Source organism: Bacillus sp. XB1, assembly GCF_053557995.1.
Genome location: NZ_JBNRIL010000004.1, coordinates 199,877 through 217,448 on the forward strand (window position 1 = coordinate 199,877; position 17,572 = coordinate 217,448).

Sequence of the window (17,572 nt, forward strand, 5' to 3'; positions counted from 1 at the left end):
CGCTCTTATGAGCAGCCTCTTTTTCTTATAATTAGAACTGGATTTTCTTCTCTAAGAAACCTTTTAGTTCGCTAATTGGCATACGAACTTGTTCCATTGTGTCACGGTCACGTACTGTAACAGCTTTGTCTTCAACTGAGTCGAAGTCGTATGTGATACAGAATGGTGTACCGATTTCGTCTTGACGACGGTAACGTTTACCGATAGAACCAGTTTCATCAAAGTCTACCATGAAGTCTTTAGCTAATTCTGCGAATACTTCAGTAGCACCTTCAGATAGCTTTTTAGATAATGGTAAGATAGCTGCTTTGTATGGTGCTAAAGCAGGGTGGAAACGAAGAACTGTACGAGAATCGTTTTCTAATTGCTCTTCTTCATATGCATCACATAAGAATGCTAATGTTACGCGGTCTGCGCCTAAAGATGGCTCGATGCAGTATGGTACGTAACGCTCATTCGTTTGTGGATCGATATAGTTAAAGTCTTCGTTTGAGTGTTCCATGTGACGTTTTAAGTCGAAGTCTGTACGAGATGCAACGCCCCAAAGTTCGCCCCAACCGAATGGGAATTTGAATTCAATGTCAGTTGTTGCATTACTGTAGTGAGATAACTCTTCTTCACCGTGGTCACGAAGACGCATGCTCTCTTCAGACATACCAAGTGAAAGTAACCAGTTTTTACAAGTTTCACGCCAGAATGCGAACCACTCTAAATCTTCACCAGGCTTACAGAAGAATTCAAGTTCCATTTGTTCAAATTCACGTGTACGGAATGTGAAGTTACCAGGTGTGATTTCGTTACGGAAACTCTTACCGATTTGGCCGATACCAAATGGAAGCTTTTTACGCATAGAGCGTTGAACGTTTTTGAAGTTTACGAAAATACCTTGTGCTGTTTCAGGACGAAGGAAGATTTCGTTTGTGCTAGACTCTGTAACACCTTGGAATGTTTTGAACATTAAGTTGAACTGACGGATTTCAGTAAATTCTTCACTACCGCAATCAGGACATTTTACTTCATGTTCTTTCATTAAGTCAGCCATTTGGTCGAAAGTAAGACCGTCAACAACCATTTCAATGCCTTTTGCATCTAAAGCATCCTCAATTAATTTGTCAGCACGGTGACGAGCTTTACATTTTTTACAGTCGATCATTGGATCGTTGAAGTTACCAACGTGACCAGAAGCGATCCAAGTTTTAGGGTTCATTAAAATAGCTGCGTCTAAACCAACGTTGTGTGGAGATTCTTGAATGAATTTTTTCCACCAAGCTTTTTTAACATTATTTTTTAATTCGATTCCAAGTGGACCGTAATCCCAAGTGTTTGCAAGACCACCGTAAATTTCAGAACCAGGGAAAACAAAACCGCGATGTTTCGCTAAGTTTACAACTTGTTCCATTGAATACATAAGAAAATCCTCCTTTTGAAAGTTAACGTATTGGCGATGACATACTCTGATACTTTGGAAACGGGCAGTATATGTTAAAAAGAACATAAAAAAACGCTCATCCCAAGGCTTATTTGCCTAGGGACGAGCGTTTGCCCGCGGTTCCACCCTAGTTGATACACAAAAGGTGCATCCACTTTATCATGTATTGCTCGAGACTGCCGTTTCCTTGCGTCTTCAGGCTTTCACTATCCCTGAATCGCTTTTTATGCAAGTACTTATAAGTCCGTCATCGCTACTTATATTAATAATAATGAACATATTCTAACACGTTCTTTTTTAAATCTCAATAGAGGAACGCGTCTATCTATGATAGAGTCTTGCCTATTTTTTCATTATTTATTCCGTAATTTTGCTTAATATGCTTAATTGCTTCACGCTTACTTAATGGAGCGAGCTCATTGCTTTGCACGTATTCCCAAACTACATCCTGATTTGTTTTTGCATATTCACGAAGGACCCAGCCAATTGCTTTTTGAATGAAAAATTCTTTTGAAGAATGTAGTTGTCCAATAATCCAGAAAAGAAGTTCTTCATCCATCTTTTGTTTATATTTGAGTTGGAATAAAATAGTGGCACGTTGTAACCAAATGTTATCTGATGCAATCCATTTTGGGATATAGGCAGAAATCAATTCTGGATGTTGTAAAAAGATATTACCTAAAAATGTAGGTACGATGCTATCGACAGTGTCCCACCAAGATTTTGTTACAATCAATTCTTCTAAGAAGGGGATATGTGTTTCGTTTATATGCTTTTTATATTTTTGCATAATATCAAGTGCAGCCGCTTGGAATTCACGTTCTGGTAAGTCCCAAAGTTCACGTACGATAATTTGGAAGTCTCTTTTATCTGGGAGAGTATGTATTTGAATGATGTCTTTTAATAATTGGCGTCTTTCCGGTGTTTGAATACCTAGAAATGGGAAGTGATTTTTCATATAACGAGCCATAGGTTCTGCTTTTTCAAGATTTTGATGAGCTGTAAAATGCTCTTGTAATGCTTTTACAAATGGATGCATACGTGTTTCTCCTCTCTTATTCTCTTTCTTCTCTTATTATACAAAGAGTTTGGATAAATTTTAAAACATAACTTGCAATGTAATGAAATATGTTGAAAGTAGAGAGGAGAGGATAAGATGGAGGATCAAGGCGTACTAGCAGGTTTCTTTGCTCTTAGTTTTGCGTTTATTCTTGTTATATTGATTTGGGCAATTATTTCATATTTGTTAACGGCTTTTGCACTTTATTCGATGGCGAAAAATGATGGTGCAACGGACGGGGTGCTTGCGTTTATTCCGTTTTTGAATAGTAAGACGTGGGGGGACTTAGCGAAAGATAAATTACCAGATTTTTTGAAGGAAGAAGCAGGGTGGAAAGTATTCGGCATATATGTTGCATGTTTCATTTTTAATTTCGTACCAATTATAAGTTTACTAGCAACAGCTGTATCGATTGTATTGTCCATTTATCTTATCTACGCTATTTTAGACAGATACGGAACGAACTCTATATTATTTACGATTATTCATGTAATCACATTTTCGGTGTTCTTACCGATTCACTTATTTATTATTCGAAATGAACCGGTGAGATATAAAGAGTAGATTTTTCATTTTTGTTGATAAGTAGCTATAAGTAAAAAAGCGCCCTGATTATCAGAGCGCTTTTTCTACTACATAAGGTAGCGTAAATAAATATAAATGTGAGAAATGATTAATGAAACGATCATAATTGGGAAACCGACTTTTAGGAAGTCCATGTAACTAAATTTATGTCCTTCGCGGCTCGCGATACCTGCAACGATTACGTTAGCAGAAGCTCCGATTAATGTTCCGTTTCCGCCCAGACAAGCACCTAGTGCTAATGCCCACCATAATACATCGATTTGTGCGTCAGATGGTGATAAGCCTAGCCCAACTGCCATATCGTTAATAAGTGGAATCATTGTTGCGACGAATGGGATGTTATCAATTGTTGCAGAGGCGATACCAGATACCCATAAAATAAGGATGGATGCGTAAGAAATATCTCCGCCTGTTATACCAATTACTTTTTGAGCTAACATTTTGATAAGACCGATATCGATAAGTCCTCCAACAAGTACGAATAACCCTGCGAAGAAGAAGATTGTTACCCACTCTACGCTTGCAAATACTTCTTCAATTTCATGTTCTTTCACACCAATTAACATAAGTACAGTAGCACCAGTTAAGGCGATAATAGCGGCATCGATATGGAAAATAGAATGAGTCATGAAACCTACAATCGTAAGTCCAAGTACCGTTAAAGATTTTTTCATTAATACTGGGTCTTTAATGTACTGTTTTTCATCTAAGCTCATTAATTTTTTAACTTGTACAGGATCGGCAATTAATTGTTTGCGATACATGAAGTAAAGTATTATCGCTGTAACTGCAATAATAATAATTACAATTGGTGCTAGATTCAATAGGAAAGCATTGAAGTCTAAATGCTTATTTGCAGAACCAATCATAATGTTAGGTGGATCACCAATTAATGTTGCTGTTCCTCCAATGTTTGAAAAAATAATTTCAGAAAGTAAATAAGGAACAGGATTTACTTGCAGTATGCGCGTAATAGATAAAGTAACTGGAACAACAAGAAGTACAGTTGTAACGTTATCTAAAAATGCGGAGCCAAGCGCGGTAAGTAAGGAAAGTGAAATTAAAATTTTAATTGGATTTCCTTGTGCCCCTTTTGCTGCTTTAATGGCAACGTATTGGAAGACACCTGATTTACTCGTAATGTTCACCAAAATCATCATACCGATGAGTAGCGTAATCGTTCCCCATTCAATATGTTTCGTAAAGGCGTTATGTAAATCGACGACCCCCACAATTACCATGAGTGCTGCACCAAGAAGTGCGATGACAGCGCGATTAATTTTTTCAGAAATAATAATGGCATATGTAATTAAAAAGACTGCGATAGCAAAATAATACTGCCAGTTAGCGAGTTCTTGCGTTGTTTCGTGCAAAAATCTCATCTCCTTTCATTCACTTTTTCTTAGTGTGTCAAAAATGCTCTAGAAGAAACACACATAACGTCATTATAAAGTAGGAAAATGGCGGATGTAAATGAAAGGAGAGATTTTGTCATATTTTCTGCATAGGTCATTTTTTCTTATTTTTTAAAATATTTGTGGGCATTTGACATATATATAAGATACATCCAATCTGAATATTTAAAATGGAATTAGCATTCGAGCTTGTTCGTGTAGGAGTGTCAAATAGAAAGGAATGACAAAAATGATAAGGAAGGGATCGTATGGATGAACAACGATTTTTATTTTTAGACTTTGAGTTTACGATGCCCCAGCATAGAAAGAAACCGAAAGGATTTTTTCCAGAGATTATTGAGGTAGGACTCGTTTCAGTTGCTGGCTGTAAGGTAGAAGATACGTATTCATCACATGTTAGGCCGAAAACATTTCCCTCTTTAACGGATCGATGTAAGAAGTTTTTAGGAATAAAACAAGAAGTCGTGGATAAAGGGATTTCATTTCCTGAACTCGTTAAGAAGCTTTCAGAATACGAAACGAAATGTAAACCGACAATTGTAACGTGGGGAAATATGGATATGAAAGTGCTGAAGCATAATTGTGAAATGGCAGGGATAGCTTTTCCATTCTTCGGACAGTGTCGTGATTTATCGCTTGAGTATAAGAAGTTTTTTGGAGAAAGAAATCAAACAGGATTATGGAAAGCAATTGAGGCGTATGGAAAAGTAGGGACAGGGAAGCATCATTGTGCGCTTGATGATGCAATGACGACGTACAACATTTTTAAACTAGTAGAAAAAGATAAAGAGTATTTAGTAAAACCAGCACCTCCAACATTAGGAGAACTTGTTGATTTTTCAAAAGTGTTAAAGAAAGTGAGCACACAGTAACGACCAAATTGCACATTATGTAATTTGGTCGTTTTGTTTTTTAGAGTTTGTAGTCTTTCTTTAACTGTTCTAATGTTTCTAGACTACGCTCTGCAAAAGGTGAATCATCTTCAGAAAATGAATTCATTTGAGTTTCTAATGCTAATTTTAGTGAATCTGTATAATCCGGAATTTCTCCTTCATATTTCTTCACCATTTGTTCTGGAATGTTCGTTTGCTCACGAAAAGCTAAAGCACGTCTTTCGTGGAAAAATGGTACGTCAGCTTGTTTTACGTTATGTAAGTCACCTTGCACCGGATGTTTTAAAACAGCTAATACTTTTACGACGTAACTGCCAGGGCGGCTATTTGTAACCTCGCCAATGTATTTTCCTGTTTTATAAATACCAGTAACGATTTCACCAATTTCAAATGTTTCTCTCATATTTTTCACCTCAAGTTTATAGTAAGGAAAGTGAGGGAAGGAGTCAAAGAAATCCTTCGTTTTCAGAACGCCCCTTGAGAATATGGGTAGGTTGCACTATAATTTAAAATGATATAACAGAAAATTCTGATGTTTTATAAATCCTATAATAAGGAGTGTTCTATATGATGCCTTTATATTTTCCGGAAGATAAAACAGAATATATTATTCCGGGGATTGTTTGCGTTCTATTTATTATCGGTGCTATTGCCACGTGGCGTATGTTCATTCGTATATCAAAAAGAGAAGCAGACCGATTACAGAAAGTTGAAGAAAAACTATTAGCTGAAAAGAAACAGTAACTCATTTTTGTATGTTTCCTTCTATGCTCGGACAATCTAAGGGCAGAATATATTTTGGAGGGAATAAAATGAAAAAACGGCTTTTTTTCAGTTGTTGTTTACTATTTCTGATGGCAGGTTGTGACCAAGGAAAGCCGAAAGAAATTGACGTGAAATTACATAATGCTTCAGGTGATGAAGTGGGGACTGCGAAAGTAACTCAGCAAACAAGCGGAGTGAAAATTAAGATTAAAGGGGAAGGTTTCACGCCAGGCCCGCACGGCATACATGTGCACGAAATTGGTGAGTGTAAAGCACCACGATTTGAATCATCTGGGAATCATTTTAATCCTGATAATAAAAAGCATGGACTCCTTAATCCGAAGGGTGCAGAAAACGGTGATTTACCGAACGTAGTTGCAGATGGTTCTGGAAAGATTAAAGCAGAAATCGATGCACCTCACATTACACTTGAAGAAGGGAAAACGACGATTCATAGAAAAGATGGAGCGTCTATTATTATTACAGAAAACCCTGATGATGGTATGACTCAACCGACAGGTAAATCAGGGGATCGAATTGCTTGTGGCGTAATTGTAAAAAAAGCATCGGATATGAAGAAAAAGTAAAAGCTACCGTGAATGGTAGCTTTCTTTGTGAAATGTAATTGAAAATATATCAGCGATTATTGGAATATATCGACTGTAACTCAAATTATATCGGCGATTATTGGAATATATCGACCGTAACTTGAAATATATCAGCGATTATTGAAATATATCGACTTACCGACAAAATATGATAAAGGAGTCTGCCCAAGAATGATTCGGGACAGACTCCTTTCTTATTATGAAAACGTATGACGCAGTCTGTTTAAAATTTCTTCTAAAACAGATCGTGGACAGCCGATGTTAATTCGAATATGTTCTTCGCCACCTAACCCGTATTTCTCACCAGGTTCAACGATGATTTTTCCTTTTTCCTCAAGTAGTGCGGTACGCTCGTTTTGAGAAAGCTTTAGACGAGAACAATCAATCCATAATAAAAAGCTACCTTCTGGCTTCGTTACGGAAAGAGCAGGTATGTGAGTTTTAATATATTCACAAGCAAATTGAGCATTATCTTCTATATATAATCGAATTTCGTTTAGCCAATCATTACATTCTGTATAGGCGCTTTGCATCGCTGTATAAGCGAAGATATTTAACCCGTGGAAGCCTTGTCTATACTGGATAGCTGTAAAGGCATGACGGAGCTTTTCGTTTGGAATGATAATGATCGACGCTTGTAATCCAGCGATATTAAATGTTTTACTTGGAGCCATGCAAGTGATAGTGCGCTCTGCTAATTCTTCAGATAAGGAAGCGAACGGTGTATGTGTATGGTCTGCATAAATGATATCGGAATGAATTTCATCCGCCACAACGATTACGTCATATTTAGTACATAACGATCCGAGCTGCACAAGTTCCTCTTTCGTCCAAACGCGTCCGATTGGGTTATGAGGGCTACAAAGAAGCATGAGTTTGATGCCTTGCTGAAACTGCTTTTCTAAATGCTTGAAGTCTATCACATATGTATCATTTTGTTTCTGTAATGGACTCACGCATAACTGCCTGTTGTTTGTTGTGACCATTTCAAAAAATGGAGGATAAATAGGTGGTTGTACGAGAACAGATTCGTTTTCTTTGGTGAAAGCCTGTATGCTCGTACTAAGAGCTGGAACGATTCCGGCGCTAAAGACAATCCATTCTTTTTGAATATCCCAGTCGTATTGTTGTTTTGTCCAGTTACAAATAATATCTCCAATATTTTCGGGAGGAAGTGTATAGCCAAAAATCGGATGTTCGATTCGTTGTTTTAAGGCAGTTTGAATTGGTTTTGGTACTTCAAAATCCATATCAGCAATCCAAGCATGGATAAGTTCTTCGTTTTTATATGTATCCCATTTTATACTATGCGTACCACGTCGATTGATTGCTTTATGAAATAGTTGCATAAGTTTGCTCCCTTCTTCTGTAAAACCAATAAGTTATGAAAGTTCTCTCTCTTCTTATAGAATAGCTGATGTGATAGGATAAAGAAAAGTATTAAAAAGTGAAAAGGCGGGAAGCGAATGGGTACATATGAAAAGATGATAGAGGTTGTGAAGAATTGGGATCCGTTTCAAATGGGACCGGAGTTTTATGAAACAGAAGCGAGCGATGTTGTGAGCGTCATAAGTGTGTTTGACGATCCAAAATATATCGCAAAGAAGATTCAACATATATACTTTATGTCTTTTGAGGAAGTACCTGCGCTTGAAAAATGTGAGAAATTAGCTGTGGAATTACTTGTAATAAAAGAAGGCGGAAGCTGTTCATTATAGGCTGTCGGGATTTCCGACAGCCTTTTTTATATTATCCCGCTATCTGCTGGGTAGTAAGACCTTCACCTCAAAATTTAGCGGAAGCAAAGAAGTTAGGTGGAGGCTGATTAAAGTTTCATTTTATTGCGCGGAAAAAGCGATAATTTCTTCATAAACATGTTCAGGCTTTTCTTCAGGTAGTAAATGTCCTGTATTTTCGTAAGAAATAAATTTTGAATTCGGTAAATCTTTGTGTAGACGATGACCTACATGTACAGGGACGACGCGGTCTTTTTCACCCCAAATGAGTAGGATAGGTGTTTCGATTTTTTGTAATTCAGTTGAAGATAAGTCACCTTCACGGTCTCGTATCATGCGAGTTAAAGCGGGAAATATACGGTCGTCATAAAAAGGAGCGGAGTAACCTTTTTTCATTTCATCGTCAATTAATGAGTGATCATGAACGACATTCATTAAGTTATGAACGATGCCGCGCCTTATAATCCAGTTCTTTACGTATAAATGAAAGAACGGTAAATAAGAAGAGTATAGTAAAGGTAAGGTTGCGCGCGCTAAATAGCTCGAGCTACATAGTAAAATCGTCTTTGAAATGAGTTCAGGACGTATACGGTTTACATAGAGAGAAATTTGCCCACCCATAGAATGCCCAACTAATACAATGTTTGAGAGAGATAAATGTTCAATTAAATCAATAATAATCGTTGCTAAATTGTGATAAGAATACTTAAACAGATGAGACTTATCACTTTTTCCGAACGGTGGCAAATCAAGAGCAATGACTGTTCCTTCCTTCGATAGTAAAGGAATGAGACGGCGGTAACTGAATGAGGAAGATAAAAAGCCGTGAACGAGTATGAAAGTAGGACGTTCTGTTTTATTATCATGTTCATACAATTCGTAATGAACAGTAGTGCCGCGAGTGGAAAAAGTGAAATAAGGACAAGTATATTTATGATTCATTTTTTGTCACTCCATTGATTTTTGTTCATATCATCTCCAAGGAAGAAGAAAATATGTTAACAAAAAAAGGCAAGATGACGATGTCATCTTGCCTTTCGTTTATTCAGTATTACCCGCGAACAATATTAGGCGGTGTTTTTCCTTGTAACCCTGCAACTAAATTTTCAGCGGCGGTCATGGCCATTTGCTGACGAGTTTTTAATGTTGCAGATCCGATATGTGGTAAAGTCACAACATTTTGTAATGATAAGAGTGGATTATCTTTTTGAATCGGCTCTTGTGTAAATGTATCGATACCTGCTGCAAAGATTTTCTTTTCTGTTAAAGCATGGATTAACGCTTTTTCATCTACTGTTTTGCCGCGAGAAGCATTAATGAAGATTGCTGTGTCTTTCATTAATGAAAATTCCTTTTCTCCGATAAGGTGATATGTTTCATCTGTTAATGGAGTAAGAAGAACAATAAAGTCAGACTGATTCAGTAGCGTCTGTAAATCACAATATGTAGCATCGAATTTTTGTTCAGCTTCTTCTTTACGACGGCGGTTATAGTAAAGAACATTCATATCAAATCCGAATTTTGCTCGTTTTGCAACGGCTTCTCCAATTCGGCCCATACCGATAATACCAATTGTGCTATGGTGTACATCTAGTCCGAAGTGTTCTTTTCCAATTTCAGCGTTCCATTCACCATTTTTCACGTAAGAATCGAGTTCGCAAACGCGGCGCCCAGCTGATAGCATAAGGGCGAAAACGAGATCAGCTACTGTATCATCTAATACGTATGGTGTATTTGTTCCGATAACATTTCGGTTTTTCATCGCTTGTAAATCAAAATTATCGTAACCGACAGAAATGTTGCTCACTACTTTTAAGTTAGGAGCTACTGTCAGTAATTCTTCATTAATAGCAGATCCGAAATTTAATAACCCATCTTTATCTTGTATTTTCTCTAATAGAATATCACGAGGTACTTTCTCATTTTGATCCCATTTTTCATAATCACAGTGTTCTGATAAATAGTTTTCTACAAATGTTGGAACTGGTTCAGCAATATAAACTTTTGGTTTCACGGTTCCATCCCCTTTCGCTTTATCCCGCATTTTTCCGCTGATTAAAGTTTCACTTTATTTTGACATAATTCAATAGAAAAATCTTCTTTTCAAACTTGAAAGGGTATTTGTATAATTTAGACACAAACGAAAAGGAAGGATGATTTATATGGTGACAGAAAAAGAATTAGAATTATTAGCTTGTCTTGAAAAGAGTAGTCGATTATCTGTAGATACATTAGCGAAGCTGTTAAATATAGAAGTAGAAGAAGTAAAGAAGATGGTTGCGAGATTAGAAAATGAAAAGATTATTGTGGATTATGTAACACATATCGATTGGACGAAAGTGAAAGAACATACAGGTTTAACGGCAATGATCGATGTGAAAGTTACGCCAAAGCATGGCGTTGGATTTGATGCGGTTGCTGAGCAAATTTATCGTTATTCAGAAGTGAAATCCGTTTATTTAATGTCAGGGACATATGATCTTTCTATTACATTAGAAGGGAAAACGATGGGGGAAGTAGCGATGTTTGTTTCTGAGAAATTAGCAACAATTGAATCTGTCGTTTCTACAACTACTCATTTCATTTTGAAGAAGTATAAACATGAGGGTGTTATTTATGAAAAAGACGATGATGATAAGCGGATTGTGGTGACACCATGAAGCAATTTGAACTATCTAGATCAGCAGAATCTTTAAAACCATCTGGTATTCGAAAATTTTTTGATTTAGCAGCAAATATGAAAGGTGTTATTTCCCTCGGGGTAGGAGAGCCAGATTTTGTTACCCCTTGGAATGTAAGGCAAGCATGTATTCGTTCTTTGGAACAAGGGTATACGTCATATACAGCAAATGCAGGATTATTAGAGCTCCGTCAAGAAATAGCAAAGTATCTAAAAAAACAATTTGCAGTATCTTATGACCCAAGTGATGAAATCATTGTTACAGTTGGAGCGAGCCAGGCGTTAGATGTAGCGATGCGCGCCATTATAAATCCTGATGATGAAGTGCTCATTATTGAACCAAGCTTCGTTTCTTATGCACCACTTGTGACATTAGCTGGAGGAGTTCCGGTTCCTGTGGCGACTACTTTAGAAAACGAGTTTAAAGTACTACCAGAACAGATTGAAGCAGTTATTACAGCGAAAACAAAGGCGATTTTGCTTTGTTCACCAAATAACCCGACAGGTGCAATGCTAAATAAATCCGAGCTTGAAGAAATAGCAGTGATTGTTGAGAAGTACAATCTAATTGTATTATCTGATGAAATTTATGCAGAGCTTGTATACGACGAAGTATATACAAGTTTCGCGAGTATTAAAAATATGCGTGAGCATACGATTTTAATTTCGGGATTTTCAAAAGGGTTTGCGATGACAGGATGGCGTCTCGGTATGATTGCAGCTCCTGTTCAATTTTCAGAATTAATGCTCAAAATCCATCAGTATTCAATGATGTGTGCACCGACGATGTCTCAGTTTGCAGCACTTGAGGCGTTACGCGCAGGGAACGATGAAGTGATTCGAATGAGAGATAGTTATAAGAAGCGTCGTAACTTCATGACGAAATCTTTCAATGAAATGGGTTTAACGTGTCATGTGCCAGGCGGAGCATTTTATGTTTTCCCTTCTATATCTTCAACAGGATTATCTTCAGCGGAATTTGCAGAACAGTTATTGCTGGAAGAAAAAGTGGCTGTTGTCCCTGGTAGCGTATTTGGCGAAAGTGGTGAAGGTTTTATTCGTTGTTCTTATGCAACATCGCTTGAACAACTTATGGAAGCAATGAAGAGAATGGAACGGTTTGTAGAGAATAAAAAAAGGACAAAACGTAATACGTTTTGTCCATAAAAGGGGGGGAATACTAGAAAGCCATGTGTTAGTAGTCTATCCCAATATTGGATAATTATACTTCTTTAAGGGAAATTTTTCATGAATTTTGAATGAGTTCTGTCATAGTGGTATAATTTACTAATATAAGGTATACGCATTCTAGATAACGTTATCTAGAATGCGTACTAACCAATCGGATATTTAAAATAAATATATCTGCTTTGCTCTCTATAATTGTAGAGAGAATGGTAAACGTATGGGAGTGTTTCATATGTCAGAACAATATACAACAGGAGTGGTTGTAACAGGGAAAGTGACTGGAATTCAAGATTACGGTGCGTTTGTAGCGTTAGATGCAGAAACACAAGGGCTTGTGCATATATCTGAAATTACAAATGGATATGTAAAGGATATTCATGACTTTTTAAAGGTCGGCGATACAGTAGAAGTAAAGGTACTTTCAATTGATGAAGAGCACAGAAAAATGAGTTTATCGTTAAAAGCGGCGAAAAGAAAACAAGGAAGGATTCTTATACCGAACCCATCTGAAAACGGATTTAATACGCTGCGAGAAAAGTTGGCAGAATGGATTGAAGAGTCCGAGTTAACAAAGTAAAAGAGGAACGCATATGAGCGTTCCTCTTTTACTTTATCTTATGATATATATTTGCAAATATGATTGCATGCAATCATATTCGTATGTCGGAGGTGAAAGGACATACTGATTATCGAATTTCGTTTGTTTCTGGGTGCGTACCAAGATTTTCAGATGGTTTAAACAGTAAACCAAGGTTGATAAGCCCAGATATACCAACGATGCCGTAAATAATACGTGCAAGAGCTGAATTTTGTCCACCGAAAATGGCTGCTACTAAGTCAAACTGGAAAAACCCGATTAGTCCCCAGTTCACAGCGCCAATTACAGTAAAGACTAATGCGATACGTTGTAAAGTACTCATGAAAAAGCCCCCCTTAATTGTGAAGCATGAGCAAGCGATGAGTTAATTAACTCTTTTATAGAATGGGGTAGTTATGTTGTTTTTATACATAAAAAATGTTTGAAAGAAGATGTATATACATCTATACCGAAAAATGCGAATTTTTATGCAAAAAATGAACTTTTTCTAAAAAATATATATTGGTTACGTTTACAATGTTTGAATCGCTTGATTTACAACTTCAGTTTCGCTAAAGTGAATACAGAAATACATATCCATAATTGGAGGGAAAAAGATGAGTACACATGTAACGTTCGACTATTCTAAAGCGTTATCCTTCATCGGTGAACATGAAATCACTTATTTACGTGATGCAGTGAAAGTAACACATCACGCAATCCACGAAAAAACTGGAGCTGGGAACGATTTCCTTGGGTGGGTAGACCTTCCGCTTCAATATGACAAAGAAGAATTTGCTCGCATTCAAAAATGCGCAGAAAAAATTAAAAATGACTCTGACATTTTACTTGTTGTAGGTATCGGTGGTTCTTACCTAGGAGCACGCGCAGCAATCGAAATGTTAAACCATTCTTTCTACAACACGCTTTCTAAAGAACAACGTAAAACTCCACAAGTGCTATTTGTTGGACAAAACATTAGCTCCACTTACATGAAAGATTTAATGGACGTATTAGAAGGTAAAGACTTCTCTATTAACGTTATTTCCAAATCAGGTACAACAACAGAGCCAGCACTAGCATTCCGTATCTTCCGTAAGTTATTAGAAGAAAAGTATGGAAAAGAAGAAGCTCGCAAACGTATTTATGCAACTACAGATAAAGCGCGTGGTGCATTAAAAACATTAGCTGATAACGAAGGTTACGAAACATTTGTTATTCCAGATGATGTTGGAGGTCGTTTCTCTGTATTAACGCCAGTTGGTTTATTACCAATCGCAGTAAGTGGCTTAAATATTGAAGAGATGATGAAAGGTGCAGCTGCTGGTCGTGATGACTTCGGAACATCAGAACTAGAAGAAAATCCAGCTTACCAATACGCAGTAGTTCGTAACGCTTTATACAATAAAGGAAAAACAATTGAAATGCTTGTTAACTATGAGCCAGCACTTCAATACTTCGCTGAGTGGTGGAAACAGTTATTTGGTGAAAGTGAAGGAAAAGATCAAAAAGGTATTTTCCCATCTTCAGCAAACTTCTCAACTGATTTACACTCATTAGGTCAATACGTTCAAGAAGGGCGTCGTGACTTATTTGAAACAGTTCTTAAAGTAGGTAAATCTACACATGAACTAACAATCGAATCAGAAGAAAACGATTTAGACGGATTAAACTACCTTGCTGGTGAAACTGTAGACTTCGTAAACACAAAAGCATACGAAGGTACATTACTTGCACATAGCGACGGGGGAGTACCAAACTTAATCGTAAATATTCCTGAATTAAATGAGTACACATTCGGTTACCTTGTATACTTCTTTGAAAAAGCATGTGCGATGAGCGGCTACTTATTAGGCGTGAATCCATTTGACCAACCTGGAGTAGAAGCATACAAGAAAAACATGTTTGCTTTACTTGGTAAACCAGGATTTGAAGAATTAAAAGCAGAATTAGAAGAGCGTTTAAAATAATAAAAAGCGACCGGATTCCGGTCGCTTTTTATTATTTTATCGAAAAGTCCATCAGTATATTCAAACTAAAGTGGGTATGCTAAAGGAAAAGTCTAGGAGGGATGGGCTTGATTCCGATTCAATCAAATTTAGAAGGACGTACATATGCGTTATATAAGTTAGAAGAGATTATGAAACCACTTGGATATAGTATTGGTGGTAATTGGGATTATGATAAAGGATGCTTCGATTACAAAATCGATGAAGAAGATGGGTATCAATTTTTACGAGTTCCATTTACAGCCATTGATGGAGAACTAGATGTACCAGGCGTAATAGTTCGTCTTGGAACGCCGTATATTCTTTCGCACGTATATCAAGACGAACTAGATGATAATGTGAATACTTTAACAGCTGGAACGAGTGGAATGGATCAATTTGCTGAGCCGAAAGATCCAGATGGAGATGTAAAAAGAAAATATATCAATATTGGGAAAGTGCTTATGCAAGAACTAGAGCGTCACTTTATTAATGGTGAATAACAATGAGTATGTCGCTTTCGATAAGCATGAAGGTATGGACTGGGTTAATCATATATTGATCGTCGCGCTTTATACCTAGTAAGAGAATGTTTTGCTTTAAAAGAGTATAGCTACAATTGGCAAAAGTTTGTCCGGTGCAGGACGATGGAAGCTCCATCAGTTGTAATTTATTATCAGAGATTTCGTCGTAAAGTGAAAATAGTACACCTGAAATGGAAGGGAATAAAAGAGAAGCGGTAAATACATAGCTCGTTAATTTATTTCCTTCTATAATTTCTGACACGCCAGCTCTCGTTGCATTTTGTATTTGTTCAGAAGTAAGAAGTTCAGCGATGCAGTAAATGTTGGGGTTGAGCCCTTTTGCAGTTAAAATATTTAAAATGGACTGTGTATCCGCTAAGCTTTCGTTTTTTTCTTTATCAGCTGTTATTAATATGGTGTGTGCCGTTGCAATATTAGCCTTTAATAAAGTTTGATCGTGATGCGGACAACCTTTTATAAATTCTAAATGATGAAATGGTTTTGGAAGTAAAGAAAGTGTTTCATCAATTAAAACGATATCAAGGTTTGGTTGTAATACGTGCATTTGCTTTACAACATGTTTTGCTCGCTCATTCCACCCAACTATAATCATATGACCGTTAGAAGTAGCGGCTTCTTCACCTTTAATTTTCATATATTGTTTACTAATCATCTCGGTAGCAAACAGCACCATATAATAAGAACAAAAGCCAGTTCCTAATAAAATAATACTTATACCTATTAGTTTTCCTATCGTCGTATGGGGAGCAAAGTCGCCATATCCAACTGTAAAAATGGTAACGATTGACCACCAAATTCCGTCAAACCATGTAGTGAAATGAAAAGGTTCTAATCTATGTATAAGAAAACCGGAAAAAGCAGTCAGTACAATAATAAAACAAATTAAACGAAAAATAATGGAATCACGAAATGTATCTACTAAATTCGGACGGGATTTCAATTGCTTATTCCTCCTTACTTTGTAGGACTACATTCATTGTTGCCATTATAGAAAAAAGAAAAACTCTCTAATTAAAGAGAGTTTGTTTTACGTTACATACTTTCCACTTCAGTTTGTTGGACACTTTCAAGATGCTGGAGAGCATAGTAAACATCAGCAGTATGTCTTTTTTGATCAATGGACAGTTTAAGATGTAAATAGTGAGAACCGTTTTCTAATGTTTTAAGCTTCATATTCTTAACTTTTATATCCATTTCTTTTATTTCTTCAATTACGATTGGGATATTGTCCATATTTCGTACAACAAGTTTCACAGCGATATCACGTTGACGAAATGATCTAGGGCCTACATATTTCATCGCGAGTGGTATAAGTTCGACACTAATCATAAGGAAACACATTCCGAATATCGCTTCAATATAGAATCCGGCCCCAACAGCAATACCAATACCAGAAGCACCCCAGATCATAGCGGCAGTCGTGAGCCCTGCAATGCTATCGTTGCCTCTTCTTAAAATTACGCCAGCACCTAAAAAACCAATTCCTGATACAATTTGAGCGGCAAGTCGAAGTGGATCCATATTCATATGATCGGTATGTGGTAAGTTATAAGCTGCTTTAATAGAAACAATCGTTAGGAGGCAACTAATAATAGAAATAACTAAACACGTTTTTAAACCAAGTGGTTTCCGTTTTAATTCGCGTTCTAAACCAATGGCAAATCCTAAAATAGCCGAGAGACCTAGTTTGATTAATAAATCGGTATAGTCCATATATATTCCTCCTTGTATGATATGCTATATGAATAAAACGCTTATTATAGAAAGAAACATCTTTTGATAGAGTAACTTTATATAAAATATATGTAGGAATTGCTCATACATGAAAGAGATATTTCGTTTAAGTATATGATATAAAAAAAGAAATGTGGGCAGTTTTAAAAAAAGTTTATAAAAGGTGTTGCATTTCATTTTTCACCATGATATATTAATAACCGTCGCTGATGCGGAAACGCAGAAAACGACAAAAAATAAATTGAAAAACTTAGTTGACATCGAAAAACGAAGATGTTAACATAAGGAAGTCGCAAATGAGCGACCAAGTAGTTCTTTGAAAACTGAACGAAACAAACAACGTGAAACGTCAATTTTTATTTTAGATGC

Annotated in this window: 20 protein-coding genes; 10 read left to right on the top strand and 10 right to left on the bottom strand. The window is 36.6% G+C overall.

The genetic code is table 11. The features are described from left to right. Positions 1 to 31: 31 nt before the first annotated feature. Together ACK1U5_RS24040 and ACK1U5_RS24045 are read right to left on the bottom strand one after the other, a co-directional pair. Positions 32 to 1,408 (bottom strand): glycine--tRNA ligase, encoded by a 1,377-nt coding sequence (locus ACK1U5_RS24040; RefSeq protein WP_000287147.1) that lies wholly within the window; start codon positions 1,406 to 1,408, stop codon positions 32 to 34. 346 nt (positions 1,409 to 1,754) lie between these two features. Then, positions 1,755 to 2,468, bottom strand: coding sequence for a DNA alkylation repair protein (locus tag ACK1U5_RS24045; RefSeq protein ID WP_113710576.1), 714 nt, complete (start codon positions 2,466 to 2,468; stop codon positions 1,755 to 1,757). Positions 2,469 to 2,585: 117 nt separating this feature from the next. Here ACK1U5_RS24045 and ACK1U5_RS24050 point away from each other — a divergent pair, with 117 nt between their 5' ends. Then, positions 2,586 to 3,053 carry a hypothetical protein gene (locus ACK1U5_RS24050; protein ID WP_000390061.1) on the top strand — a complete coding sequence of 156 codons (468 nt, stop codon included), beginning with the start codon at positions 2,586 to 2,588 and terminating at the stop codon, positions 3,051 to 3,053. 68 nt (positions 3,054 to 3,121) lie between these two features. Here ACK1U5_RS24050 and ACK1U5_RS24055 read toward each other — a convergent pair whose 3' ends face one another. Further along, positions 3,122 to 4,447: an ArsB/NhaD family transporter gene (locus ACK1U5_RS24055; protein WP_000545231.1), complete on the bottom strand. Its 1,326-nt coding sequence runs from the start codon at positions 4,445 to 4,447 to the stop codon at positions 3,122 to 3,124. Between the two features lie 290 nt (positions 4,448 to 4,737). On the opposite strand from ACK1U5_RS24055, the gene kapD reads away from it, so the two are divergent. Further along, positions 4,738 to 5,361 carry a 3'-5' exonuclease KapD gene (gene kapD, locus ACK1U5_RS24060; protein WP_000344358.1) on the top strand — a complete coding sequence of 208 codons (624 nt, stop codon included), beginning with the start codon at positions 4,738 to 4,740 and terminating at the stop codon, positions 5,359 to 5,361. A gap of 40 nt (positions 5,362 to 5,401) precedes the next feature. On the opposite strand, the gene ACK1U5_RS24065 is transcribed toward kapD, so the two are convergent. Continuing rightward, on the bottom strand, positions 5,402 to 5,785 hold the full coding sequence (locus tag ACK1U5_RS24065; RefSeq protein ID WP_001209340.1) for a kinase-associated lipoprotein B: 384 nt from the start codon (positions 5,783 to 5,785) through the stop codon (positions 5,402 to 5,404). A gap of 164 nt (positions 5,786 to 5,949) precedes the next feature. Here ACK1U5_RS24065 and ACK1U5_RS24070 point away from each other — a divergent pair, with 164 nt between their 5' ends. Together ACK1U5_RS24070 and sodC are read left to right on the top strand one after the other, a co-directional pair. Continuing rightward, positions 5,950 to 6,126 (top strand): hypothetical protein, encoded by a 177-nt coding sequence (locus ACK1U5_RS24070; RefSeq protein ID WP_000982755.1) that lies wholly within the window; start codon positions 5,950 to 5,952, stop codon positions 6,124 to 6,126. Between the two features lie 68 nt (positions 6,127 to 6,194). After that, complete coding sequence (gene sodC / locus ACK1U5_RS24075) at positions 6,195 to 6,734, top strand: superoxide dismutase [Cu-Zn] (protein ID WP_000746503.1); 540 nt, start codon at positions 6,195 to 6,197, stop codon at positions 6,732 to 6,734. A 218-nt stretch (positions 6,735 to 6,952) separates the two neighbouring features. On the opposite strand, the gene ACK1U5_RS24080 is transcribed toward sodC, so the two are convergent. After that, the gene (locus tag ACK1U5_RS24080) at positions 6,953 to 8,104 is read right to left on the bottom strand and encodes a MalY/PatB family protein (RefSeq protein WP_087964807.1); all 1,152 of its coding nucleotides are present in this window, start codon (positions 8,102 to 8,104) and stop codon (positions 6,953 to 6,955) included. A gap of 117 nt (positions 8,105 to 8,221) precedes the next feature. Between ACK1U5_RS24080 and ACK1U5_RS24085 the strand changes: the two genes are divergently transcribed. Continuing rightward, positions 8,222 to 8,473, top strand: a complete 252-nt coding sequence (locus tag ACK1U5_RS24085; RefSeq protein WP_000537645.1) for a YugE family protein — start codon at positions 8,222 to 8,224, stop codon at positions 8,471 to 8,473. A gap of 120 nt (positions 8,474 to 8,593) precedes the next feature. Here ACK1U5_RS24085 and ACK1U5_RS24090 read toward each other — a convergent pair whose 3' ends face one another. Continuing rightward, on the bottom strand, positions 8,594 to 9,433 hold the full coding sequence (locus ACK1U5_RS24090) for an alpha/beta fold hydrolase (RefSeq protein WP_001015858.1): 840 nt from the start codon (positions 9,431 to 9,433) through the stop codon (positions 8,594 to 8,596). A 109-nt stretch (positions 9,434 to 9,542) separates the two neighbouring features. Further along, on the bottom strand, positions 9,543 to 10,535 hold the full coding sequence (locus ACK1U5_RS24095; protein WP_002005894.1) for a 2-hydroxyacid dehydrogenase: 993 nt from the start codon (positions 10,533 to 10,535) through the stop codon (positions 9,543 to 9,545). Positions 10,536 to 10,653: 118 nt separating this feature from the next. Here ACK1U5_RS24095 and ACK1U5_RS24100 point away from each other — a divergent pair, with 118 nt between their 5' ends. From ACK1U5_RS24100 to yugI, 3 genes are all read left to right on the top strand, one after another. Further along, positions 10,654 to 11,151, top strand: a complete 498-nt coding sequence (locus ACK1U5_RS24100; protein ID WP_000255696.1) for an Lrp/AsnC family transcriptional regulator — start codon at positions 10,654 to 10,656, stop codon at positions 11,149 to 11,151. Beyond that, positions 11,148 to 12,338, top strand: coding sequence for an aminotransferase (locus ACK1U5_RS24105; protein WP_000808526.1), 1,191 nt, complete (start codon positions 11,148 to 11,150; stop codon positions 12,336 to 12,338). Before ACK1U5_RS24100 ends, ACK1U5_RS24105 begins: the two co-directional genes overlap by 4 nt. Before the next feature lie 253 nt (positions 12,339 to 12,591). Further along, positions 12,592 to 12,936: a S1 domain-containing post-transcriptional regulator GSP13 gene (gene yugI / locus ACK1U5_RS24110; RefSeq protein WP_000003764.1), complete on the top strand. Its 345-nt coding sequence runs from the start codon at positions 12,592 to 12,594 to the stop codon at positions 12,934 to 12,936. Positions 12,937 to 13,045: 109 nt separating this feature from the next. Here the strand turns inward: yugI and ACK1U5_RS24115 are convergent, their stop codons facing one another. Beyond that, positions 13,046 to 13,279, bottom strand: a complete 234-nt coding sequence (locus ACK1U5_RS24115) for a DUF378 domain-containing protein (RefSeq protein ID WP_000105788.1) — start codon at positions 13,277 to 13,279, stop codon at positions 13,046 to 13,048. Positions 13,280 to 13,553: 274 nt separating this feature from the next. On the opposite strand from ACK1U5_RS24115, the gene ACK1U5_RS24120 reads away from it, so the two are divergent. Together ACK1U5_RS24120 and ACK1U5_RS24125 are read left to right on the top strand one after the other, a co-directional pair. Then, positions 13,554 to 14,906 (top strand): glucose-6-phosphate isomerase, encoded by a 1,353-nt coding sequence (locus tag ACK1U5_RS24120; protein ID WP_000103658.1) that lies wholly within the window; start codon positions 13,554 to 13,556, stop codon positions 14,904 to 14,906. A gap of 107 nt (positions 14,907 to 15,013) precedes the next feature. Continuing rightward, positions 15,014 to 15,427: a YugN-like family protein gene (locus ACK1U5_RS24125; RefSeq protein WP_113710577.1), complete on the top strand. Its 414-nt coding sequence runs from the start codon at positions 15,014 to 15,016 to the stop codon at positions 15,425 to 15,427. Here the strand turns inward: ACK1U5_RS24125 and ACK1U5_RS24130 are convergent. Both ACK1U5_RS24130 and ACK1U5_RS24135 read right to left on the bottom strand, forming a co-directional pair. Next, positions 15,414 to 16,409: a potassium channel family protein gene (locus ACK1U5_RS24130; RefSeq protein ID WP_113710578.1), complete on the bottom strand. Its 996-nt coding sequence runs from the start codon at positions 16,407 to 16,409 to the stop codon at positions 15,414 to 15,416. The two genes, ACK1U5_RS24125 and ACK1U5_RS24130, sit on opposite strands and share 14 nt — an antisense overlap. Before the next feature lie 92 nt (positions 16,410 to 16,501). Further along, positions 16,502 to 17,182: an MgtC/SapB family protein gene (locus tag ACK1U5_RS24135; protein ID WP_000386676.1), complete on the bottom strand. Its 681-nt coding sequence runs from the start codon at positions 17,180 to 17,182 to the stop codon at positions 16,502 to 16,504. Positions 17,183 to 17,572 lie beyond the last annotated feature (390 nt).

Coding starts and splice junctions, on each gene's coding strand:
- ACK1U5_RS24040 (WP_000287147.1), bottom strand. CDS start 1,408: ATGTATTCAATGGAACAAGTTGTAAACTTAGCGAAACATCGCGGTTTT.
- ACK1U5_RS24045 (WP_113710576.1), bottom strand. CDS start 2,468: ATGCATCCATTTGTAAAAGCATTACAAGAGCATTTTACAGCTCATCAA.
- ACK1U5_RS24050 (WP_000390061.1), top strand. CDS start 2,586: ATGGAGGATCAAGGCGTACTAGCAGGTTTCTTTGCTCTTAGTTTTGCG.
- kapD (WP_000344358.1), top strand. CDS start 4,738: ATGGATGAACAACGATTTTTATTTTTAGACTTTGAGTTTACGATGCCC.
- ACK1U5_RS24065 (WP_001209340.1), bottom strand. CDS start 5,785: ATGAGAGAAACATTTGAAATTGGTGAAATCGTTACTGGTATTTATAAA.
- ACK1U5_RS24070 (WP_000982755.1), top strand. CDS start 5,950: ATGATGCCTTTATATTTTCCGGAAGATAAAACAGAATATATTATTCCG.
- sodC (WP_000746503.1), top strand. CDS start 6,195: ATGAAAAAACGGCTTTTTTTCAGTTGTTGTTTACTATTTCTGATGGCA.
- ACK1U5_RS24080 (WP_087964807.1), bottom strand. CDS start 8,104: ATGCAACTATTTCATAAAGCAATCAATCGACGTGGTACGCATAGTATA.
- ACK1U5_RS24085 (WP_000537645.1), top strand. CDS start 8,222: ATGGGTACATATGAAAAGATGATAGAGGTTGTGAAGAATTGGGATCCG.
- ACK1U5_RS24090 (WP_001015858.1), bottom strand. CDS start 9,433: ATGAATCATAAATATACTTGTCCTTATTTCACTTTTTCCACTCGCGGC.
- ACK1U5_RS24095 (WP_002005894.1), bottom strand. CDS start 10,535: ATGCGGGATAAAGCGAAAGGGGATGGAACCGTGAAACCAAAAGTTTAT.
- ACK1U5_RS24100 (WP_000255696.1), top strand. CDS start 10,654: ATGGTGACAGAAAAAGAATTAGAATTATTAGCTTGTCTTGAAAAGAGT.
- ACK1U5_RS24105 (WP_000808526.1), top strand. CDS start 11,148: ATGAAGCAATTTGAACTATCTAGATCAGCAGAATCTTTAAAACCATCT.
- yugI (WP_000003764.1), top strand. CDS start 12,592: ATGTCAGAACAATATACAACAGGAGTGGTTGTAACAGGGAAAGTGACT.
- ACK1U5_RS24115 (WP_000105788.1), bottom strand. CDS start 13,279: ATGAGTACTTTACAACGTATCGCATTAGTCTTTACTGTAATTGGCGCT.
- ACK1U5_RS24120 (WP_000103658.1), top strand. CDS start 13,554: ATGAGTACACATGTAACGTTCGACTATTCTAAAGCGTTATCCTTCATC.
- ACK1U5_RS24135 (WP_000386676.1), bottom strand. CDS start 17,182: ATGGACTATACCGATTTATTAATCAAACTAGGTCTCTCGGCTATTTTA.